The sequence below is a fragment of the Pseudomonas pichavaramensis genome (assembly GCF_050473265.1).
In the GTDB taxonomy this organism is placed as follows: Bacteria; Pseudomonadota; Gammaproteobacteria; order Pseudomonadales; family Pseudomonadaceae; genus Aquipseudomonas.
The window spans coordinates 41,438-62,575 of sequence record NZ_JBJKFJ010000011.1 but is presented as its reverse complement, the minus strand read 5'-3'; the positions used below and the strand labels follow the sequence as shown (position 1 = coordinate 62,575).

Annotated in this window: 17 protein-coding genes and 2 riboswitches; of the genes, 3 read left to right on the top strand and 14 right to left on the bottom strand. The window is 66.2% G+C overall.

Annotated elements, in window-relative coordinates; all coding sequences use genetic code 11:
- Positions 1–33 precede the first annotated feature (33 nt).
- The 14 genes from ACJRW5_RS18005 to cbiE all read right to left on the bottom strand — a co-directional run bounded on the left by ACJRW5_RS18005 (position 34) and on the right by cbiE (position 17,953).
- A complete protein-coding gene (locus ACJRW5_RS18005; RefSeq protein WP_484571863.1) occupies positions 34–549 on the bottom strand; it encodes a DUF3617 domain-containing protein in 516 nt (171 codons plus the stop codon).
- A 139-nt stretch (positions 550–688) separates the two neighbouring features.
- On the bottom strand, positions 689–1,096 hold the full coding sequence (locus ACJRW5_RS18000; RefSeq protein WP_484571862.1) for a DUF1850 domain-containing protein: 408 nt from the start codon (positions 1,094–1,096) through the stop codon (positions 689–691).
- Positions 1,093–3,120 (bottom strand): TRAP transporter permease, encoded by a 2,028-nt coding sequence (locus ACJRW5_RS17995; protein ID WP_484571861.1) that lies wholly within the window; start codon positions 3,118–3,120, stop codon positions 1,093–1,095. Before ACJRW5_RS17995 ends, ACJRW5_RS18000 begins: the two co-directional genes overlap by 4 nt.
- A gap of 234 nt (positions 3,121–3,354) precedes the next feature.
- Positions 3,355–4,308, bottom strand: a complete 954-nt coding sequence (locus ACJRW5_RS17990; protein ID WP_484571860.1) for a TAXI family TRAP transporter solute-binding subunit — start codon at positions 4,306–4,308, stop codon at positions 3,355–3,357.
- A gap of 568 nt (positions 4,309–4,876) precedes the next feature.
- The gene (locus tag ACJRW5_RS17985; protein ID WP_484571859.1) at positions 4,877–6,217 is read right to left on the bottom strand and encodes a sigma-54-dependent transcriptional regulator; all 1,341 of its coding nucleotides are present in this window, start codon (positions 6,215–6,217) and stop codon (positions 4,877–4,879) included.
- 181 nt (positions 6,218–6,398) lie between these two features.
- Positions 6,399–8,150 carry a sensor histidine kinase gene (locus ACJRW5_RS17980; protein ID WP_484571858.1) on the bottom strand — a complete coding sequence of 584 codons (1,752 nt, stop codon included), beginning with the start codon at positions 8,148–8,150 and terminating at the stop codon, positions 6,399–6,401.
- 41 nt (positions 8,151–8,191) lie between these two features.
- A complete protein-coding gene (cfaB, locus tag ACJRW5_RS17975; protein ID WP_484571857.1) occupies positions 8,192–9,376 on the bottom strand; it encodes a C17 cyclopropane fatty acid synthase CfaB in 1,185 nt (394 codons plus the stop codon).
- Between the two features lie 77 nt (positions 9,377–9,453).
- Positions 9,454–10,461, bottom strand: coding sequence for a FecCD family ABC transporter permease (locus ACJRW5_RS17970; RefSeq protein ID WP_484571856.1), 1,008 nt, complete (start codon positions 10,459–10,461; stop codon positions 9,454–9,456).
- The gene (locus ACJRW5_RS17965) at positions 10,458–11,429 is read right to left on the bottom strand and encodes an ABC transporter substrate-binding protein (RefSeq protein ID WP_484571855.1); all 972 of its coding nucleotides are present in this window, start codon (positions 11,427–11,429) and stop codon (positions 10,458–10,460) included. Before ACJRW5_RS17965 ends, ACJRW5_RS17970 begins: the two co-directional genes overlap by 4 nt.
- On the bottom strand, positions 11,429–12,199 hold the full coding sequence (locus ACJRW5_RS17960) for an ABC transporter ATP-binding protein (protein WP_484571854.1): 771 nt from the start codon (positions 12,197–12,199) through the stop codon (positions 11,429–11,431). The genes ACJRW5_RS17965 and ACJRW5_RS17960 overlap by 1 nt, the downstream gene beginning before the upstream one ends.
- Complete coding sequence (locus ACJRW5_RS17955) at positions 12,199–14,319, bottom strand: TonB-dependent receptor (RefSeq protein ID WP_484571853.1); 2,121 nt, start codon at positions 14,317–14,319, stop codon at positions 12,199–12,201. The genes ACJRW5_RS17960 and ACJRW5_RS17955 overlap by 1 nt, the downstream gene beginning before the upstream one ends.
- Before the next feature lie 327 nt (positions 14,320–14,646).
- A riboswitch (cobalamin riboswitch) is annotated at positions 14,647–14,840 on the bottom strand.
- A gap of 263 nt (positions 14,841–15,103) precedes the next feature.
- Entirely contained in the window at positions 15,104–15,796 is a 693-nt protein-coding gene (locus ACJRW5_RS17950) for a (2Fe-2S) ferredoxin domain-containing protein (protein ID WP_484571852.1), read from the bottom strand.
- A gap of 232 nt (positions 15,797–16,028) precedes the next feature.
- Positions 16,029–16,754 carry a cobalt-precorrin-6A reductase gene (locus ACJRW5_RS17945; RefSeq protein WP_484571851.1) on the bottom strand — a complete coding sequence of 242 codons (726 nt, stop codon included), beginning with the start codon at positions 16,752–16,754 and terminating at the stop codon, positions 16,029–16,031.
- A complete protein-coding gene (gene cbiE / locus ACJRW5_RS17940) occupies positions 16,751–17,953 on the bottom strand; it encodes a precorrin-6y C5,15-methyltransferase (decarboxylating) subunit CbiE (RefSeq protein WP_484571850.1) in 1,203 nt (400 codons plus the stop codon). The genes ACJRW5_RS17945 and cbiE overlap by 4 nt, the downstream gene beginning before the upstream one ends.
- Before the next feature lie 210 nt (positions 17,954–18,163).
- Positions 18,164–18,330: riboswitch (cobalamin riboswitch) on the top strand.
- A 94-nt stretch (positions 18,331–18,424) separates the two neighbouring features.
- Here cbiE and cobG point away from each other — a divergent pair.
- The 3 genes from cobG to ACJRW5_RS17925 are packed head-to-tail and all read left to right on the top strand — an operon-like array spanning position 18,425 to position 21,097.
- Complete coding sequence (cobG, locus tag ACJRW5_RS17935; protein WP_484571849.1) at positions 18,425–19,738, top strand: precorrin-3B synthase; 1,314 nt, start codon at positions 18,425–18,427, stop codon at positions 19,736–19,738.
- Complete coding sequence (locus ACJRW5_RS17930) at positions 19,731–20,357, top strand: precorrin-8X methylmutase (RefSeq protein ID WP_484571848.1); 627 nt, start codon at positions 19,731–19,733, stop codon at positions 20,355–20,357. The genes cobG and ACJRW5_RS17930 overlap by 8 nt, the downstream gene beginning before the upstream one ends.
- The gene (locus ACJRW5_RS17925; RefSeq protein ID WP_484571847.1) at positions 20,357–21,097 is read left to right on the top strand and encodes a precorrin-2 C(20)-methyltransferase; all 741 of its coding nucleotides are present in this window, start codon (positions 20,357–20,359) and stop codon (positions 21,095–21,097) included. Before ACJRW5_RS17930 ends, ACJRW5_RS17925 begins: the two co-directional genes overlap by 1 nt.
- Positions 21,098–21,138: the final 41 nt, after the last annotated feature.

Genomic DNA, 21,138 nt, shown 5'->3' with positions numbered 1-21,138 from the left:
TCAATACGAATTATTTACATATTGAACTGCGTATCACTTATTTTTGAGAGAACCACAATCTGCCGCCACCCAGTGCGCGCGACTCTCCATGCTGCTCGGCTGGCCGTTGTAGGTGCCCTTGACCTGGGTGGTGAACTCCTTGTCACTGACGAAACGCGTCTCCCCCTCCCCCTGAGCATCCGGGCAGGTGAAGCGAAACTTCCACAGCGTCGCACTGCGTTCGAGGATTTCGTTGCTGCAGCCAGACTCAGGGTCATGCAGAGGGATTTCCTGCGCCTTGATCTGCTCGGCGGTGAGACACATCTGTACACCGCCAGCACCGAGCTTGATGCCCTGTTCGGCCAGCATGTTCTCCATCATCTGGCGTTGCTCCGGCGGCAGGTTCTGCAACTGCGCCAGCATTTCCTCCATGCCGGGCATGGCCTGACCACCGACCTGCATGTTCTGCGAACTGACTTCCCAGACACCGGGTTGAATATCCAGTGCGCTGGCCAGGGTTGGTGACAGGCAGAGGGCGAGTGACAGGGCGGAGCGAAAGACAGGGTGCATGACGGGTCTCCTCGGACGGGGCGTTGCTCAAGCGTAGCCGCAGACGAACAAAACCCCCACCGGTTTGCACCGCATGGGGGTTTCCTTCTTTTTCAGCCGGCACTTGTGGCGCCGGGAACATGGGTTCGCTGTGGCGAACCTAGCCTGCGTCAGCCGCAGGGGAGCTCTGTTCGCAGCTCCAGAGTTCCAACGCCGGCTGGCTCGCTTTTGGCGGGCCGAGCCAGTCGCTCATCGGGCGACAACGCTGGTCGATACACAGTTGGTAATCCCCGGCTTCGGGCGTACGCCCGACTCGCAGGGGTTGCAAAGGCGGTAGCTGACGCTGGTAGTGCCAGCTGCCATTGCGCAGTTCGGCGCCGTCGGGAATTTCCATCCCGGCGCCAGAACCCTTGACCCGCGCCTCACCGAGGACCAGGCCCTCGGCGGTGACGCGGTAATCCTCTTCCCAGCGGATCTTCTCGATGGTGTGGGTCCAGGCCAGGGTGAACTCGGGTGTGGGCAGCTCCGCCCACACCGCCCCGGCCAGGCCCAGACACAGACCGATCACGCCGCGGCAGCCTCGGCACGACGTGCGCGCCAGAAGTGCTGACCGATGAACAGGGCGCTGAGGGCGAAGCCGACCTCATCGCTGATCGGCGTGGCGAGAATCAGACTGGCACCTGCGGCCAGACCCAGGATGCGCTCCCACCAGGTCAACTTGGCCTGCAGGAAGCCGGTGAACACCACGCCCCAGATGCCGATCGCCAGCGCCGCCTTGAACACCACGTAAACGGTGGCCAGCAGGCTGTCGCCCTGCAGCATCAGCGCCGGTGAGTAGACCGCCATGTACGGCACGACGAAACCGGCGATGGCGATGCGCACCGCCCACAGGCTGATCTTCAGGCCGCGCTCCTTGGCGATCGGCGCTGCCGCGAAGCAGGCCAGCGCCACCGGTGGCGTGAGGTCGGCCATGATGCCGAAGTAGAAGACGAACATGTGCGAGACGATCAGCGGCACGCCCAGGTCGAGCAGCGCAGGCGCGGCGATCGAGCTGGTGATGATGTAGTTGGGAATGGTCGGAATGCCCATGCCCAGCACCAGGCAGGTGAGCATGGTCAGCAGCAGCGACAGGAACAGATTGTCCTGGCCGATGGCGAGGATATAGCCGGCGAAGGTGGAAGCCACCCCGGTCAGCGACACCACACCGATGATCACCCCGACCAGGGCGCAGGCGATCCCCACCGGTACAGCATGGCGCGCGCCTTCGACCAGCGCGTGCAGGCACAAAGTCAGGGTCTCGCGGCCACCTTTGACGAACCAGCACACCGCCACCAGCGCGGCGATGACGCCGAACACCACACCGATCCCCAGCTGGAAGAAACCGGCGCAGAGCACGCCGAGGGCGATCCAGAAGGCGAAGCGCATGACCTTGGACGATACCCGCAGGATGATCGCCGAGCCGAGGATGACCATGGCGGTCAGCGCCAGACCGACGGTGCCGGAGAACAGCGGCGTGCGCCCGGAGAACAGCAGGTAGATGAGGATGAACAGCGGGATCAGCAGGAACCAGCGCTCACGCACGGACTTCCACGGGTTCGGGCATTCCTCCTTGGGCAAGCCGCGCAGGTTGGCGCGCTTGGCTTCCAGGTGAACCATCCAGAACACCGAACCGAAGTACAGAACGGCCGGAATCAGGGCGGCCTTGGCCACCTCGAAGAATGGCACGTTGATGGTCTCGGCCATGATGAAGGCCACGGCGCCCATGATCGGCGGCATGATCTGGCTACCCATCGACGAGGTGGCCTCGACACCACCGGCGAACGCCGGGCGGTAGCCGAAGCGCTTCATCAGCGGAATGGTGAACTGGCCGGTGGTGACCACGTTGGCCACGCCGGAACCGGTGATGGTCCCCATCAGCGCGGACGACACCACCGAGACCTTGGCCGGGCCACCGACCTTGTGGCCGAACAGGCCCATGGCGAAGTCGGTGAACAGCTTGATCATCCCGGCCTGCTCGAGGAAGGCGCCGAACAGGATGAACAGGAAGATGTAGGTGGCCGACACGTAAGTCGGCGTGCCGTACAGGCCTTCGGTGCCGAACGACAGCTGGTTGACCAGCTGATCGATGCCGTAGCCGCGGTGCATCAGATCACCCGGCAGGTACTGACCGAGCATGCCGTAGGCCAGGAACAGCGCGCAGATGATCGGCAGAGCGATGCCCATGACCCGGCGCGCGGCTTCGAATACCAGCACGATCAGGGTCAGGCCGATGATCATGTCGGCCGTGGTCAGGTCACCGGAACGCTGGATCAGGTCTGCCTCGAAGTACCACTGGTAGATGGCCGTGGCCATGCCGGCCAGACCCAGCAGCCAGGCCAGCGGCTGCCAAGGACGGCCCTTGCCCAGCGCCGGATAGCTGATGAATACCAGCAGCAACAGGAAGCCCACGTGCACCGCACGCAGCACCTGGGTCGACACGGGGTGGAAGGCCGCCGTGATGATCTGGAAGATGGAAAACAGCAGCGCGACGGCGAAGAGCGCCTTCGGCCAGTCGGACGGGCTGGCAGCCAGGCCGTTGTTCTGTTCACTCATGGAGTGCAAACCTCATGACTACTTCGATTGCGGAGGCAGAGTCGCCAACAAAACCCACCGTCCATGAACGCCGGTTTTATTCGCGATTCTGGGGGTTCTGGCCATTGCGCTGTAGGAGCGGTTTCAGCCGCGATCTGCTCGCGGACATCGCGGCTGAAGCCGCTCCTACAACAGCAAGGTCAGCGTGGATGCAGAGCGATCAGGCCGCAACTCACGCCACGGCCTGAACCGTCGTTACAGCGCGCCGGCTTCCTTGTAGAAGCGCTCAGCACCCGGGTGCAGCGGGATCGGCAGGTTCTTGGTGGCAGTTTCCAGCTTGATGTCCTTGGCCGCGGAGTGAGCAGTGCCCAGGCGATCGAGGTTGTCGAACATCAGCTTGGTCATCTGGTAGGCCACTTCGTCGGAGACGCCTTCGTGGCTGACCAGGATGTTGGTGATGGCCACGGTGGGCACGTCGGCGTCCTGACCGTCGTAGGTGCCGGCCGGGATGGTGGCGGCCTGGTAGGCAGCGTTGTCGATCTTCGCGGTCACATCGGCCGGAATGGAAACGAAGCTGATCTTCATGGTCGAGGCCAGGTCACGAATGGCCGCCATGCCCAGACCGGAGGACTGCAGGGTGGCATCCAGCTGACGGTTCTTGATCAGCTCGACCGACTCGGCATACGGCAGGAATTCGACCTTGCCCATGTCCTCGTAGGTCAGGCCAGCAGCCTTGAAGATGGCGCGCGCGTTGAGCTCGGTGCCGGATTTCGGCGCGCCGACGGAGATGCGCTTGCCCTTGAGGTCTTCCAGGGTCTTGATGCCGGATTCGGCGTTGGCGACGATCTGGATGTAGTTCGGGTAGGTACCGGCGATGGCGCGGATTTTCTTCAGCGGCGCCTTGAAGCCAGCATCTTCCACGCCGTTCCAGGCATCGGCTACCGAGTCACCCAGGGCGAAGGCCAGCTCACCACGACCGGCCTGCAGCAGGTTGAGGTTTTCCACCGAGGCCTTGGTCGCCTGGACCGAGGTCTTGGAGCCTTCGATGCCGTTGCTGTACAGCTGCGACAGGGCAACACCGATCGGGTAGTACACGCCACTGGTACCGCCAGTGAGCACGTTGATGAAGGTCGGCGCAGCGAGCACGGCGGTGCTGGCAGTGATGGCCGCAGCAGCGGCGAACAGGCTGATTTTCTTGGTCAGTCGCATGGAAGTATCTCCGTCGTTGTTATGGCTTTATGCAGAGTTTCACTCTAGACGACGCCAGCCTGGCGTCATCGGCGGTGCGCGATCAGCGGCGCAGGGTGCAGCGTGGGACAAGAGCCGCGGCAAGCGCGGTGCGGAGGCGGCCCATGCAAAGCGGCGAGTGCGGCATGGTGCGAGGGGCATGGCAGTTCATGGGCTGACCTCTTGTCGTTGTTATGGTCGCCACGTCGGCAAGATGCTGCGCGGCTGCCATAGCTATAGCAGATGCCGTGCCAGAGCCTGAAAAGCCCGAGGTAGAGGGTTTCCATTCAGCGACTATCCGGTCACTGAGCGAGAAACCGCCGACACCTGTGACGCAGTAGGCAAAAATCCGCTTATCGAGTCCCCCTTGTGGGAGCCGCACCCGCGGCGAATGGTGGCCACCGAGGCTAGCCAAAAGCTTCGCCCCGGGGCGGGGCTCCCACAGGTCAGGGCGATCAGGGTTGCCTGCCCGTAGGGTGAGCCATGCGCACCGCAGATACCAAACTATTTGCCTGGTGCGCACGGCGCACCCTACCTACGTCGCGCCGGCCTACTCCTCGCCACCCGGCAGATAGTCACCGCGCGCCAGGCCATGGCGCTGCATCTTCTCGTTGAGGGTGCGGCGTGGCAGCTGCAGCATCTCCATCACCGCAGTGATGTTGCCCTGGCAGTGCAGCAGGGCGTTGTGCAGACACTGCGCCTCGAAGGCCTCCATCTGCTGCGCCAGTGCCTGACCGGCGAAGCGCTCCGCCGGCGGCGGGCTGGACAGGCCCAGGGCATGACGCTCGGCTGCGTTGATCAGCTCGCGCACGTTGCCCGGCCAATCGTGGCCGAGCAGGCGCGCCAGTTCGCTGGGCGCCAGCGGCGGCGCTTCGCGCCCGTGGCGCTTGGCCGCCTCCTGGGCGAAATGCTCGAACAGCAGCGGGATGTCCTCACGCCGTTCACGCAGCGGCGGGATATGCAGGGTGGCGACGTTGAGGCGGTACACCAGGTCCTCGCGGAAGCGGCCCGCCTTGACCTCATCGAGCAGGTCCGGCTTGGCGGCGCTGATCACCCGCAGGTCGACCTGAATGCTCTTGTTCGAACCGAGGCGTTCCAGGGTCTTCTCCTGCAGCACGCGCAAAAGCTTGACCTGCTGCGCCAGCGGCAGGCTCTCCACCTCGTCGAGAAACAGCGTGCCGCCGTCGGCATGCTCGATACGGCCGATGCGTTTGGCCTGGGCCCCGGTGAAGGCACCACTCTCGTGGCCGAACAGCTCGCTTTCGAAGATGGTCTCGGGAATCGCCGCACAGTTCAGCGCGGCGAAGGCCTTGCCGGCACGCGGACTGAAATCGTGCAGGCAGCGCGCCACGCGCTCCTTGCCGCTACCGGTTTCGCCACGAATCAGCACGTTGACCGAGGTACCGGCCAGTTCGAGGATCTGCCGCCGCAGGTTTTCCATCGCGCGCGACATGCCGATCAGCTGGCTTTCGATACGTCCCTTGTCGGCGACCTGCTGACGCAGCTGGCGGTTCTCGCAGACCAGACGGCGCTTATCCAGCGCGCGGCGCACGCTGTCGAGCAGGCGCTCAGGGGTGAAGGGCTTCTCGATGAAATCATAGGCACCGGTGCGCAACGCCTGCACCGCCATCGGCACGTCGCCATGGCCGGTGACCAGAATCACCGGCAGGTCGGTGTCCACCTGCAGCAACTTGTCGAGCAGTTGCAGGCCGTCACTGCCGGGCATACGCACATCGCTGACGACGATGCCGGGGAAGTCACGGTCGACCAGGGCCAGGGCTTCGGCCGCGCTGGCACAGGCGCGCACCGTGAACCCCGACAGCTCCAGCCATTGCTGGACCGCCTCGCGAATCGCCGCTTCGTCGTCGACCACTATGACCTGAGCGCTCATGGCACCTCCTGATGAAAACGGCAGGCAGTGTAGCCCGGATGCAATCAGGGGGAAGCACTGACGATGAGACTGCGCCCACGGATTGCAATAGTTCGGGGGTGGCCGCGAGGGAGCGCACGTTTTCGCTGAAAACCGGTGCGCACGGCGCACCAGCCGCGACGCATTAACGGAGGTGTGCGCCCTAGGGCGCGGCCGGCAGCTTCAGGGTGAATACCGCACCGTGCTCGCCGTTGTGCGCCTCCAGCACGCCGCCGAGGTCACGGACGATGCCGTAGGACACCGCCAGACCGAGGCCCAACCCCTGGCCCACCGGCTTGGTGGTGAAGAAGGGCTCGAACACACGACCGAGTGCCTCTTCGGCGATACCGCCGCCGCTGTCCTCGACACTCAGCACACAGCTGGCGCCGTCACGACGGATGCGTACCAGCAGGATGCGCGAGTCGCTGTCGAGCATGGCATCCAACGCGTTGTGCAGCAGGTTGAGGATGACCTGTTCGATACGGATGGCGTCACCCAGCACTTCCGCCTCGCCGTCGACCTGGGTGCGCAGCTCCACCTGCTCGCTGCGCATGCGCGGCGCCAGCAATTGCAGGGCCTGCTCCAGCACGTCACCGAGGCACAGGCGCTCGCTGAGTCCGGCCGGGGTCTTGCGGGCGAAGGTTTTCAGGTGGCCAGTCAGCGCGGCCATGCGTTGCAGCAGACCGTCGATGCGTTGCAGGCCCTCGTGCACCGCCTCCGGACGACCGCTGTCGAGCAGCAGGCGCAGGCTGCCGAGCTGCATCTGCAGAGCGGTCAGCGGCTGGTTGATCTCGTGCGCCAGGGCCGCCGACATCTGCCCCAATGCGGCCATCTTGGCGGCATGCACCAGGCCGTCCTGGGCTTCGCGCAGCTCGGCGGTACGCAGTGCCACCTCCCGCTCCAGGCGCTCACGAATACCGGCCTGCAAACGCTGGTTCTTGCGCCGCTGGGCGAGGAACAACAGCAGGAAGGCCAGGGTCATCCACACCCCGGCGGCGGCCAGGCGGTAGCTGCGCACGCTGTCGGCCAGCCCCGCAGGCTCACTGAGCAGGTGCAGGGTCCAGCCCTCCTCGGGCATGACCAGACGTTGCCAGAGGTAATCGTGATTGCCGTCGGGGCCGTCGACCCGCGCCCAGTCGGCCTCCTCGTCGATACGCCGGTGCACCCGGTGCGTCAGCGGTTGCAGGGCCTGCTCGGCGTAGCGGCGCACCTCCACCAGTTCGGCCCGTGCCTGCTCGTCCAGCGGCTGCAATGCGCGGAAGCGCCAGGCCGGCTTGTTGCTGAGGATCACCACCTGGTAGCTGTCGGCGACCAGCAGCACACCGGGCTGGCCGACCCACTCGCGCTGCAGATCCTCCAGCTCCAGCTTGACCACCAGCACGCCAAGCAGCTCGCCGTCGTCACCGCGCACCACATGAGAGAGGAAATAACCGGGAATCCCGGTGGTCACACCGACCGCGAAGTAGCGTGCGCCACCGTTGCGCACGGCGTTCTGAAAGTACGGGCGAAACGCATAGTTGTTGCCGACGAAGCTGCTCCAGTCGCGCCAGTTGCTGGCCACCAGGGTTTCGCCACGGGCATCGAGCAGGTACAGCACGGTGGAACCGGCAGCGGCGTTCAGGCGCTCCAGACGCTGGTTCAACGCCAGGCGCAGTTGACGGTCATGAGGCGCGCGCAGCAGGCTGCGAATATCGCTGTCCAGCGCCAGCACCTCGGGCACCGAGCTGAAACGCTCGACCAGGGTACGGATCGACTGCGCATAGAGCTGCAGCTGGCCACGGGCCTCGACGCTGCGCTCATCCCAGGCCCTTCGTTCGGCGTAGCGCCCGCCCAGCCAGACGCTCAGCAGCAGGCCGACGAGAATCGCCAGAACGGTTAACAGAACGCGATAACGGGGGCGCTGCGGCAAAGACATGATGCGGCTCGCGGGATCGAGACAAGCCGCATGTTACTGCATCAGGCGTACAGATCGGCACGCGTCCAGGGCAGATCGTGACTGCCGTCGTCGCGCGGTTTCACCGCCAGTATCTGATGCAGGTTCATCCAGCCGTGCTGGAAGCCATAGGCGCAGCCGGCCAGATACAGGCGCCAGATGCGCAGGGACTTTTCCGGGACCCACTGCGCGGCCTTCTGCAGTTGACGCTCCAGGCCCTGGCTCCACAGGTGCAGGGTGCGCGCGTAGTGCAAGCGCAAGCTCTCCACATCGACGATCTCCAGCCCCGCTTCGCTGATCGCCGTGGCGATGGTCACCAGATGCGGTAACTCGCCCTGCGGAAACACGTAGCGGTCGATGAACTCCCCAGCCCCGCGGCCAACCGGGCGGCCATCGGTGAAACGCGAGGTGATGCCGTGATTCATCACCAGGCCGCCGGCCTTGACCGCCCCGAACAGGCGCTGGCAGTAAAGGGCCAGATTGGCGTGGCCGACATGTTCGAACATGCCCACGCTGACCACCTTGTCGAAACGGCCGTCCTGCGGCAGGTCGCGGTAATCGAGCAACTCCAGGGTGACGCGCCCTTCCAGCCCCTCCTCGGCCACGCGCTGCAAGCCAAGCTCCAGCTGCGCCTTGCTGAGGGTGATGCCGTACACCTCGGCCTCGAATTCACGTGCGGCGAAGCGTGCCAGGCCGCCCCAGCCGCAACCGACGTCGAGCAGCCGGTCACCGGGTTGCAGGCGCAGCTTGCGGCACAGATGACGCAACTTGGCCTGCTGGGCCTGATCCAGCTCTTCCTCGCCAGTTTCGAAGTAGGCGCAGGAATAGACCATGTCGCGGTCCAGCCACAGGCGGTAGAACTCATTGGAAAGATCGTAGTGATAACTGATGGCCTCGGCATCGCTGCGCTTGTCATGCGCGGTATACAGCTCCGAGGGAGCGGGCTCGTCGCCCAGCAGCGCCGTACTCAGCGCGTCACCGACTTCGATGGCTTCTTCGATGGGGCCTTCCAGATCCACCCGGCCTTCGACATAGGCGGCGCCCAACGCATCCAGGCTGGGATGGGCCAATTGCGTGACCAGACTGGGGTCCTTCACCACCAGCGTCACCCGCGGCTGCGGCCCCAGATCGATCTGGTTGCCGTCCCACAGCCTCAGGCGCAGCGGCAGTTGCAGATCACGAAGTGCAGTGGGCAGGTGCGCGAGCATGGTCATCCCTCCTGATCAGCTGTGATGGAGCCTGAAGCAGATGACCGGAGCAGCCGGCCCAGGTTCGATTCCGACGACTAGCGGCGCCTGAGCAAGGCCACGAAGAACACCCCGCCAATGGCGGCGGTGACGATGCCGATGGGCAGATCCTGCGGCGCCAGCCAGGTGCGTGCGGCCACGTCGACCCAGACCAGAAACGTTGCGCCGAGCAATGCCGCCACCGGCAGCAGGCGACGGTGCTCGGCACCGACCAGAAAGCGCGCCACATGCGGCAGCATCAGGCCGACGAAGCCGATGGCACCGGACAGCGATACCAGCACACCGGTGAGCAGGGACGCCACCACGAACACCAGCAACCGCACCCGGCGCGGTTCGAGGCCCAGGCTCACCGCACTCTGCTCGCCGGCCATTAGCGCGTTCAATGCGCGGCCCAGGCCGAGCAGCACCGCCAGCGCCAACAGCAGGCACAGCGCCGGCAGCCAGAGCAACTCCCAGCGCGCCAGACCGAGGCCGCCAAGCATCCAGAACAATACCGAACTGGCCGCATGCGGATTGCCCAGGTACAGCAGCAGGTTGCTCGCCGCCATCATCACGAAGGACACCGCAACCCCGGCCAGCAGCAGGCGATCACTTTCCAGCCGGCCGCTGCGGCTGGCGATGGCCAGCACCAGCAGCATGCTCGCCAGCGCGCCGACGAAGGCCGCCAAGGGCAGGCTGAGCAGACCGGCGAACTCGCCCAGATACAGCACCACGAGTACCGCACCGAAGGCCGCGCCGGAACTGACGCCGAGCAGATGCGGGTCAGCCAGGGGGTTGCGCGTCACCGCCTGCAGCACCGTGCCGACCAACGCCAGTCCGGCACCGACCAGCGCGCCGAGCAGCACACGAGGCGCGCGCAATTGCCAGACGATACTGTCCTGAGCGCTGCTGACGGGCATCTCGGGCGCCATGCCGAACAGGTGCTGCGCAAGGATCGTCAGCACCTGACCCAGCTCGACCCGCGCCGCACCGAATGCCAGCGACAACGCGCAGGACAACGTCAGCAGCGCAACCAGGCCAAGCAGCAGCAGGCGATAACGGCTCATGGAGCGAACGCCTCAGGATGCAGCGCAGCGGCAAGCGTCTCGACGGCGGCCGCATTGTCCAGGCTTGGCGTGACCGCCAGATAGGGCAATACCACGAAGCGCTGATCGCGGATCGCCGTCACCCCTTGCAGGGCCGGATGCTGCAGCAGGAAATCGCGCTTTTGCGCCGCCGTGCGCTCGCCGTAGTCGACGATCAGGATCAGTTCGGGGTCCTCTTCGACCACCGATTCCCAACCGACCTTGACCCAGCTGCCGGCCACGCCGTCCATCACGTTGCGCCCACCGGCGGCCTCGATCAGCGGCTGCGGCATGCCCAGACGCCCGGCGCTGAAGGGCAGGTCCTCACCGCTGTCATAGACGAACACACGCGGCCGCGTCGGCTGCGCGCCCAGCCGTGCCTGCACCGCCGCGACCCGTCTCTGCATCACCTGCACCAGGGCATCGGCCCGCTCCTCGACGGCGAAGATGCGGCCCAGGTTGTGCAGGTCGGTGTACACATCATCGAGGCGGGCGACCCGCTGCGGCATGACGTGGGCGCAGGACTCGCTCAGTTCGTAGACCGGGATATTGAAGCGCGCCAGGCTGCCAGGGGTAAGCTCGCCGCCGATGCGCATGCCGTAGTTCCAGCCGGCGAATACGAAGTCGGTACCGGCGCCCAGCAGGTTCTCCAGCGAGGGGTAGCGGGCGGCCAGTTCGGGCAGCCCCTCGAGCTGCTCGCGCATCGCAGGGTCGAGGGTCTTCCAGCCGCTGATCCCGGTATAGCCGGCCATGCGCTCTTTCAGTCCCAGGGCCAGGAGCATGGCGGTCATGTTGACGTCATGGCTGACCGCCCGCTGCGGCGGCTGGTCGATGGTCACCTGGCGCTCGCAACTGCTGACGGTCACGGCCCAGGCGGGGCTGGCCAGCAGCAGCGCCGAGAGCACGAGCGTGGGTCGGAGCGGCTTCAGCCGCGAATGGCACAAACTCATCAAACGATCCAGGTAATACGCGGGTGTCCCGCCAGTGGATGGGTATCGACCAGTGCCTGTACACCGAACACCTGTTGCAGCAACTCGGCGCTCAGCACCTCGGCCGGTGTGCCGGCAGCCACCAGGCGCCCCTGGTCCAGCACGCACAGGCGGTCACAGAACGCCGCCGCCAGATTGAGGTCGTGAAAACTGGCCAACGTCGCCAGCCCCAGTGATTTGATCTGGCGTAGCAGTTCGAGCTGGTAACGCGGGTCGAGGTGGTTAGTCGGCTCGTCGAGAATCAGCAGTTGCGGCTGCTGCACCAGCGCGCGGGCGAGCAGGGCGCGCTGCTTCTCGCCACCGGACAGGCGGGCGAAATTCTGCTGCGCCAGTTCGCTCAGACCGACCCGCGCCAGCGCTTGCTCGACCAGGCGCTGATCCTCGGCATCGTCACAGTCGAACAAGCCCTTGTGCGGCGTACGCCCCATCGCTGCCACCTCGTGCACACGCAGGCCGAAGTCCTGCGGGAACTCCTGCAGCACCACCGCCACGCGCTGCGCGCTCCAGCGTGGCGAGCGCTGCCACAGCGCCTCGCCGTCCAGCTCGACGCTGCCGGCGCTGGGCCGCTGATAGCGATAGGCGCAGCGCAGCAAGCTGGTCTTGCCACTGCCGTTGGGACCGATCAGGCCGAGCAGCTCGCCGTCAGCGAGCTGCAGGTCGATACCATCGAGCAAGGTACGCTGACCGTCCGGCGACCAGGCCAGCCCACTAAGGTGCAGACGCGGTCGCATCAGAAGCTGTAGTCCGCGGTGACGAAGAACGAGCGCGGCGCCCCCAGGTACCACTGCTCGCCGTCGCTGCTGGCCGTGGTGGCGTACTGGCGATCGAACAGGTTGTTCAACTCCAGCCCCAGGCGAACATCGGGCAGTGCCTGCCAGCCGATATTGGCATCGACCACGGTGTAGCCCGGCACCTTGGCGGTGTTGGCCGTGTCGGCGTAGCGGGCGTCGACATAGCGCGCGCCGATGCCGACATCTACACCCTGCCCCAGGTCCTTGCTCAGCCACAGGTTGGCGGTGCGCCGGGGCACATTGGTCGGGCGCTTGCCGCTGCGGTCAAGCAGCACGCCGCCAACGCTCTGCTTGAAGTCGTCATAGCGGGCACGGATGAAAGCCGCGTTGGCCGCCACCTGCCAACCGCCATCGAGCGCCAGCTCCAGCGTCGCTTCCAGGCCGTCGGAAGACTGCTCGCCGATCTGCTCGGCAGTGGCGCTGGCGGTGGTCTGGCTCAGCAGCTTCTCCTTGACGATATGGTAGGCGGCCAGCGTCCACTCGCCCTGCCCGTTCCAGAATGCCTGCTTGAGACCGATCTCCGTTTGCTTGGCCTCGGCCAGGTCGTAGCTCTGCTGGGCAACGTTGAGCGTCAGCAGGTTGTTCACCCCCTCGGTGCTGGTGGCGTACTGGCCGTACAGCGACAGCTCCGGGGTCAGGGCGAAGACCAGACCGGCGCGCCAGTTATCGCCACTCAGGCTGCGATCCGCACGGCTGCCATCGACCAGCGCATCACGCTGGATATGCACCTGATCGCGACGCACACCGGTGACCAGCGACAGGCGCTCGGTCAGCTGGGTACGGTTCTCGGCGAACAGCGAAAACTGCCGCGCCAGGTTGCGCTCGCGCGGGCCGTAGCCCTGCGGGTCGGTGCTCTGGTACTGACCGCCGCCGGAGCCGGCCAATGGCACGCTGTCGCTGAAGCTGCTGGCGAAATCGTGCTGGCGGGCGAAATGGATGCGGTTGTAATCCACGCCGACCACGGTGCGGCTGTCGAGACCGAACAGGTCGTGGTCGAGGGTGAAGCTCTGGCGGTCTCCGAGCTGCTCCTGGGTGTGCTTGATGTTGTAGAACTCGCTGCGCTCGACCCTGTCGCCCGGCTGCCAACGGTAGGCCTCGGCGTTGCGCCAGTAGCGCTGGGTCTTGATGTAGTAGAGCTGGTTGCTTGCCGTCAGCGCATCGCTGATGCGCCAATCGGTCACCAGACGGGTGATCTGGTCGTTGTAGCGGATCTCGGCATCATCGACGTTGTAGTTGCGCTCGCGCAGGCTCTCGCGAAACTTGCCATCGACCAGCGGCGTGCCGAGGTAGCGCTCAGGGTCCTGGTCGCCGTGATCGTGGGACAGGGTGAAGCTCAGCGCATCACTGGCCTCCCAGCGCAGCGCGGCACTGATCGCCAGGCTCGCGGAATCACCACGGTCGACCCAACCATTGCTGGCCTGCTGGTTGATATTGAAGCGATAGCTCAGCGCGTCGCTCAGCGAGCCGCCGCTGTCCAGCGCGGCCTGGCGGCGGTCGTCGCTGCCGTAGCCGAGGCGCAGCTGGTTGCGGATCTCGCCCGCGAACGGCTTCTTCGGCAGCACATTGATCACCGCGCCAGTCGCACCCTCGCCGTAAAGCACCGAGGCCGGGCCGCGCAGCACGTCGATGCGCGCCACCGACCAAGTGTCCACCGGAAAGGTCACGGTGCCGGCACCGACGTACTGGCGGGTGCCGTCATACAGCTGCATGGTCGCCGAGTGGCCGGTGAAGCCGCGCGCCGACAGCGCCGTGCCGCCGTTGCCGGGGCTGCCGACGAAGCTGATGCCGGGCGTGCGGGTCACAGCATCCTGCAGCGTCAGGTTGTTACGCTCGCGCACCTGCGCGCCACTCAGGCTGGTGGTGCTGGCGGGCGTTTGCAGGGCCGGCAGATCGAGGCGCGAACCGGCCGTGGTGGGCGTACGCAGCGTACTTTCACCCTCCTGCAGAGTCCTGGCCTGGACAGTCAACTCGGGTAGGTCGACGGGATCTTCGCTGGCCACGGCCAAGCCGCCAAACGCCAATGCGAGTGGCAAGGAGCAATACAACGGGGAGTGAGACACGGCAGAACGTCCAGATTTGCGCGGGGAAACCGACCTCGCCGGCACCAGGCCCATGCGCTCATCGGCGTGTGATGACAGCGAGGGGTCATGGTCGGAAGGCATAATGTTATTGTTATAACATAACATTATCGGTTTTTGCAGCCGCTCTACCCGGCCACTTGGCTGGTGCAGGACGCCCTGAAATAAAGGGTTGTTGAAGCGGAAATGGCGCGCCATAAGAGTTCCATCGTCAAAGGACAAGGCACGGCAATCCGATGGAAATGCGCAACGACAGACAGGAGCACGAACGCGCCCTACTGGAGTCAACGCCCGCCCACCGCGGGTTGCCAGACAGAGTGACTCCAGGCCGGTCTCCGGGCTTGCGAGGGTCATGAACGCATCGCCTTCCCATGCGCGTGGCGCACAGTGGCGTATAGATGCGGTCGCTCGCTTACCGTTGCGGGGGCAGCGTCGGACTTCAACCGACTTCCCGTTTCACCTCACGCGCGGCGGCGTGAGACACCTGAAGCGGGGGCGGATATGACCACCCACACCCGTTCAAGTCAAGGCGCGGGCCTATGTGAGGACACTTTGCTGGCGACTGCTTGCCGTATGAGCGGCTGGGCGGCATTGCGCATCAGCGGCAAACACTCCGAGCCGCATGCTCGCTGCCAGTCCGTTAAACCTTGTGCGCCGAACCTGAAGGAGCGGCGCCCCGCCGTGAATCGCGTACGACGCGGCTCCACCCGGGGCGGGGCCCCTACGCCCAGCGGCATCGGGATGCGTTATCTGATAAACATTAACCTCATGCCTGCTTATCGATCCGCAACTCCGGCAGCGCCCTGCCCGCCACCAGGCGCTCGTCGACCAGGCGAATGACTGCCGCCTCGTCCTTGATGCCATACCACTCACCCTGTGGATAAAGGCTCGCGGTCGGGCCCAGATCGCAGGGGAACTGGCACTGGCTGCGGGTGATATGCACCCCGCCCTCGCACTCCAGCCTGCCCGCCGCCTTGAGTCGCTGGCGCAGAGTTTTCCACAGCCCCAGCGCGCCCTTGCGTGTGCAGCGCGGGCCGTTGCACAGCAGCAGGCGCTGCGCATGTGGCGGAATCTGCGACCAGGCGTGGTGCTCCGGCACAGCGGGCACATCGCTGCAGGGAAGATGTGCGTCACGCTGCTCGAGCAACGCCCCCAGGCCATCGAGCCAGGCATCCTCCATGGCCGTGCAAATCACGAACACCTGCTCCCCGTCACCGCGCTCAGCGATGCGTTCACGCAGCCAGTCGCGGTGTGCGGCGTCGACGCGCGGCTCCAGATCGACCACCAGCAGTGGGCGCGGCGCCTGATCGATGGCCAGCCAGAAGCCGTCCTGCTCCGTATCAGCCAGATGCGCCTCGCCCAGCAGCGCCAGGATGCGCTGCTGCAAACGCTCGGCAGAAGCTCCACGGCTAAGGCCGGGGCCGATGAACAGAACGCGGGCGTAAGGGGTTTGGCTCATGTCGGTCTCCAAAACGGGCCGGCAGTCTAGCAGCGCGTCGTGGTCCGGAGGCAATCCGGCAGGTGATAGAAAGCCCGGTGCGCGCGGCGCACCCTACGGAATTAACGCAACACAGGCGTAGGGTGGATTTCGCTTTTCGCGTCCACCACATCGATCTCGCTTTGTAGGAGCCGCGCCTCGCGGCGAATACAGAAGAATGGACAAAGCAAGGCTTCGCCCCGGGGCGGGGCTCCTAGAGGAAAGCCTGCAACGCCTCCCACAGGGCGTCCGGTTCGGTGAACTCGCGCGTCACAGCCGGCAATTCGGGACGGCGCAACAACAGCACTGGCAGGCCCAGCTCGCGGGCGACCTGCAACTTGGGCTCGGTGGAGGCGCTGCCGCTGTTCTTGCTCACCAGCACGTCGCAGCGGATGCGCGCGAACAGCGCGCGCTCATCCTCCAGGCTGAACGGCCCGCGCGCGCCGATCACCTCGGCGCGCGGCGGCGCCGGCTCGCGCTGCAAGCAGCGCACGGTCCAGTGCTGATGCGCGGGAATCTCATGCAGATGGGCCAGCGGCTCGCGCCCGGAGGTGAAGAACGGCCGCCGGAACGGCGCCAGCGCCGTCACCAAGTCATCCCAACCGTCCACCTCGCGCCAGTCATCGCCGGTGCCTGCCTGCCAGCCGGAACGCCGCAGCGCCCAGCACGGTACACCCGCCAAACCGGCAGCGGCGGCGGCATTGGCGCTGATCTGTGCGGCGTAGGGATGGGTCAGATCGAGCAGCAGTTCGATGCCTTCGCCGGCGATGAAATTCGCCATCCCCTCGACGCCACCGAAGCCGCCGACACGCACACGGCAGGCCAGGTCATTCGGCACACGGCCGAGGCCGGCCAGGCTGTAGATCGTATCCCCCCCCAGGCGCCGCGCCAGACGCAGCGCCTCGGTGGTGCCACCAAGCAGCAGAATGCGCGCACTCACGGTTTGCGCACCGCCAGCAGGGTGATCGGCAGCGCCGCGCGCCAGGTGTCGAAGCCGCCCAGCGGTTGCGCCTGCGCCACCGTCAGGCGCAGCAGTTCGCCGCCCTGCTGTTCGCGGAAGGCCACCAGCGCCGCTTCGCTCTGGATGGTCACCGCATTGGCCAGCAGCCGCCCGCCAGGCTTGAGCGCGGCCCAGCACTGCTGCAGTACGCCGGGTACGGTGACGCCACCGCCGATGAAGATCGCATCCGGCGCCGGCAGCCCGGCCAGCGCCTCGGGTGCATGCCCGGCGACCAGTTGCAGGCCGGGTACACCCAGGGCATCGCGGTTATGGCGGATATGCGCCTGGCGGCCGTCGTTGGCCTCGATGGCGAGGGCGCGGCAGGCCGGATGCGCGCGCATCCACTCGATGCCGATGGAACCGCTGCCGGCGCCGACATCCCACAGCAGCTCGCCGGGTAATGGCGCCAGGCGCGCCAGGGTGACAGCGCGTACGTCGCGCTTGGTCAGTTGCCCGTCATGGCGATAGGCGTCGTCCGGCAGGCCGCAGGTCGGCGGCAACAACTGGGCATCGGCGTCGGCCAGACATTCCAGCGCCAGCAGGTTGAGATCGGCGCCTCGCGGCAACGCCCAACTCGCGGCCAAGCCTTCGACACGGCGCTCGTCAGGGCCGCCGAGGTGCTCCAGCAGGGTCAGGCGGCTGGCGCCGAAACCTCGCGCACGCAAGGCTTCGGCAACCTGCGCCGGCGTGCCTCCATCGGCGCTCAAGACCAGCAGGCGCACGCCAGGAAACAGCCGCGCATTGAGCGTGGCCAGCGGCCGCCCGACCAGCGACACCACCTCCAGCTCCTGCAGCGGCCAACCCAGGCGCGCCGCCGCCAGCGACACAGAAGACGGCGCCGGTAGCACCTGCAGCTCGTCGGCGGGCAGCTGCCGCGCCAGGCTGGCGCCAACGCCGTAGAACATCGGGTCGCCGCTGGCCAGCACGCACACAGCCTCGCCGCGGCGTGCCAGCAGTGGTTGCAGATCGAAGGGGCTCGGCCAGGTTTCCCGCGCGCCGCTGATGCACGGCGGCAGCAACGCCAGCTGACGCGGCGCACCGACGATACGCGTGGCCGCCAGCAAGGCTCGGCGCGCGGCCTTGCCCAGACCGGAGTAGCCGTCTTCACCGATGCCGACCAGGGTCAACCAGGGTTTCATCCAATGTCCTCGCGCAGGCCCGACGGAGCGCCTGTCCGCGCTCCGGGCAAAGCGGGCATAATACAGCCTTCGTCGGTGCCCTTATAAAACGGGCCTACGAGTCTGTTTACGATCTCGCGAGCTAGAGTCATGCAAGGCAAAAGCAGGCGAGGAAGCGGAGTGTGCTGTAGCACATGAGCATTCCGAGTCTGCTTTTAACGCGGCAGGGCCGACGCACAGCAGATCGTAGATAGGCTCGAAGAGGGAACACGGCTAAACCGTGGCTGCCCCCGCAACTGTAAGCAGCGAGTCCAATGCAATCGGCCACTGGGTAACCGGGAAGGCGCGGAGGACGAAGACCTGTCAGCCAGGAGACCTGCCGACGAACGCTGGTCGCGAGTGCCAACATCGGGCGGGGTGTACCGATGCCATGAAATCCCTTCTGCGGGTTTCGCTGGTTCGGTCGCCGCGTCGTTATCCACAGGTGACCACTTGAACGCCTCCATTCGCCCTTCCGCCTGCCCCGGCCTGCTGCGCATCGTCCCCGCGCTGGACGGTGGCATCTGCCGCGTCAAGCTGCCTGGCGGCGTGCTGCGCAGTGCTCAGGCACGGGCGATTGCCGAGGCGGCGCGGCACTGCGCCAGCGGCGTGCTGGAGCTGACCAACCGCAGCAACCTGCAGATTCGTGGCGTGCTGCCCGGCCAGGAAAACACCCTGATCGACGCGCTGCTCGCTGCCGACCTTGGTCCACGCGTGGCCGCCGCCGACGATGTGCGCAACCTGTTGCTCAGCCCTGCTGCCGGCCTCGATCCGCAGGCGCGGATGGACGTTCGCCCGCTGGCCGCGCAGTTGCTCGACCTGCTGCAGGACACCCCGGCGCTGCACGCCCTGTCAGCCAAGTTCGCCCTGCAACTGGACGGCGGCGAAGCCCTGGCGATGCGTGAACACCCGCATGATCTGTGGCTGGCCGCCGAAGACGAGCAGCACCTGTTGCTGGGCCTGGCCGGCTGTCCCTTTGAAGCGCCGCTGGCACGCATCGAGGCCGTGCAGGCGGTCGAGCTGGTGCGCCAACTGCTGCTGTTGTTCCTGGAGCTGGCCACACCGGAGCAGTCGCGCATGCGCCAGTTGCTGACGCAGCTGCCGGCTACCGAACTGCTGCAGCGTTTGCAGGCACGTCTGGACTTTGCCCTGCAGCCGCCGCCTGCCGACTGGCAAGCGGCTGATGGCGTCGAACGTACCCCCGCAGGGGTTTATCCACAGGCGCAAAGCGGCCTGTGCATGGTCGTGGTCGGCGCGCGGCTGGGTCGCCTGCATGCCGAACAACTGCTGGCCCTCGCCGAACTGAGCCAACGCCACGCCAGGGACGAGCTGCGACTGACGCCCTGGCAGGGTCTGCTGCTGGGCAATGTGCCCGAGGAAAAGTCCGCTGAGCTGCTGACAGCGCTGAGCGAACTGGGCCTGCTCACTCAACCCGACGAGCCGCTGCTCGGCCTGGTCGCCTGTACCGGTTCTGCTGCCTGCGCCCGCGGCCTGGCCGACAGCAAGCACCATGCCCTGCACCTGGCAGAACGCTTAGGCGAAAGCGGCGCCCGCCCACAGGTGCATCTCAGCGCCTGCCCGCGCAGTTGTGCCAGCGCCCGGGTACAGCCCTATACCCTGCTGGCCAGCAGCCCCGAACACTACCAACTCTATCAACGCACCCCTGAGGTGACCGGTTTCGGTCGCCTGCTGGTGCCGTCCATGACCATCGACGAGGCCGGCGCCTGGTTCGCCCGCCACCTTCCCGCAGGACTCCCTGATGCTTGATTACATCCGCGACGGCCAGGAAATCTACCGCCGCTCCTTCGCCACCATTCGCGCCGAGGCCAACCTGACCGACATTCCCGCCGACCTGGAAAAGCTCGCCGTACGCGTGATCCACGCCTGCGGCATGGTCGACGTGGTCGAGGATCTGCGCTTCTCCGCCGGCGCCGGCGCCGCCGGTCGCGCCGCCCTGCTGGCCGGCGCGCCGATTCTCTGCGATGCGCGCATGGTTGCCGAAGGCATCACCCGCCCGCGCCTGCCGGCGAGCAATGCGGTGATCTGTACCCTGCACGACGCTGGCGTGCCGGAGCTGGCCCGCGAGGTCGGCAACACCCGCTCGGCGGTAGCCCTGGAACATTGGCGCGAGCACCTGGAGGGCAGCGTGGTGGTGATCGGCAACGCGCCCACCGCACTGTTCTACCTGCTGGAAATGCTCGACGCCGGCGCGCCGAAACCGGCGCTGATCATCGGCATGCCGGTGGGCTTTATCGGCGCTGCCGAGTCCAAGGATGCACTGGCCACAGACAGCCGTGGTGTGCCCTACGTGATCGTCCGTGGCCGCCGCGGCGGCAGTGCCATGGCCGTGGCTGCGGTCAACGCGCTGGCCTCGGAGGTGGAGTGATGGCCGGTCGTCTGCTTGGTCTCGGCGTCGGCCCCGGCGACCCCGAGCTGCTCACCCTCAAGGCCCTGCGCCTGCTGCAATCGGCGCCCGTGGTGGCCTATTTCGTAGCCAAGGCGAAACACAACGTCGGCCAGGGCGGCAATGCCTTCGGCATCATCGAAGCGCACCTGACTGACAGCCAGCAGCGCCTGCCGCTGGTCTACCCGGTGACCACCGAGAAGCTGGCTGCGCCGCTGTCCTATGAGGATGTGATCGCCGATTTCTACGACACCTGTGCCGAGCAGATCGCCCAGTTGCTGGATGCCGGCCAGGACGTGGCGGTGATCTGTGAGGGCGACCCCTTCTTCTACGGCTCCTACATGTACCTGCACGACCGCTTGGCTGATCGCTACGAAGTCGACGTGGTGCCCGGCGTGTGCTCCATGCTCGGCTGCGCCTCGGTGCTCGGCACGCCGCTGGTGTACCGCAACCAGTCCTTGAGCGTGCTCTCCGGGGTGCTGCCGGAAGACGAGCTGGAACAGCGCCTGCGCGATGCCGAAGCCGCCGTGGTGATGAAGCTCGGGCGCAACTTCGAGAAGGTTCGCCGCGTGCTGCGCAAGCTCGGCCTGGACGACCGCGCGCACTACGTCGAACGGGCGACCATGGCCAGCCAGAAGATCGTGCCGCTGGACGAAGTGGAGCCGATGGATTCGCCGTACTTCTCGATGATTCTGGTGCCCGGCCAGAAATGGCGGGGGTGAACGAGCTGCTGCGCGTCGATTGTTGCTGACTGTGCGCTGTT

What these genes read in the sequence shown, in the direction of transcription:
- ACJRW5_RS18005 (WP_484571863.1), bottom strand. Translation starts at nt 549, where the DNA reads ATGCACCCTGTCTTTCGCTCCGCCCTGTCACTCGCCCTCTGCCTGTCA.
- ACJRW5_RS17995 (WP_484571861.1), bottom strand. Translation starts at nt 3,120, where the DNA reads ATGAGTGAACAGAACAACGGCCTGGCTGCCAGCCCGTCCGACTGGCCG.
- ACJRW5_RS17990 (WP_484571860.1), bottom strand. Translation starts at nt 4,308, where the DNA reads ATGCGACTGACCAAGAAAATCAGCCTGTTCGCCGCTGCTGCGGCCATC.
- ACJRW5_RS17985 (WP_484571859.1), bottom strand. Translation starts at nt 6,217, where the DNA reads ATGAGCGCTCAGGTCATAGTGGTCGACGACGAAGCGGCGATTCGCGAG.
- ACJRW5_RS17980 (WP_484571858.1), bottom strand. Translation starts at nt 8,150, where the DNA reads ATGTCTTTGCCGCAGCGCCCCCGTTATCGCGTTCTGTTAACCGTTCTG.
- cfaB (WP_484571857.1), bottom strand. Translation starts at nt 9,376, where the DNA reads ATGCTCGCGCACCTGCCCACTGCACTTCGTGATCTGCAACTGCCGCTG.
- ACJRW5_RS17970 (WP_484571856.1), bottom strand. Translation starts at nt 10,461, where the DNA reads ATGAGCCGTTATCGCCTGCTGCTGCTTGGCCTGGTTGCGCTGCTGACG.
- ACJRW5_RS17965 (WP_484571855.1), bottom strand. Translation starts at nt 11,429, where the DNA reads ATGAGTTTGTGCCATTCGCGGCTGAAGCCGCTCCGACCCACGCTCGTG.
- ACJRW5_RS17960 (WP_484571854.1), bottom strand. Translation starts at nt 12,199, where the DNA reads ATGCGACCGCGTCTGCACCTTAGTGGGCTGGCCTGGTCGCCGGACGGT.
- ACJRW5_RS17950 (WP_484571852.1), bottom strand. Translation starts at nt 15,796, where the DNA reads ATGAGCCAAACCCCTTACGCCCGCGTTCTGTTCATCGGCCCCGGCCTT.
- cbiE (WP_484571850.1), bottom strand. Translation starts at nt 17,953, where the DNA reads ATGAAACCCTGGTTGACCCTGGTCGGCATCGGTGAAGACGGCTACTCC.
- ACJRW5_RS17930 (WP_484571848.1), top strand. Translation starts at nt 19,731, where the DNA reads ATGCTTGATTACATCCGCGACGGCCAGGAAATCTACCGCCGCTCCTTC.
- ACJRW5_RS17925 (WP_484571847.1), top strand. Translation starts at nt 20,357, where the DNA reads ATGGCCGGTCGTCTGCTTGGTCTCGGCGTCGGCCCCGGCGACCCCGAG.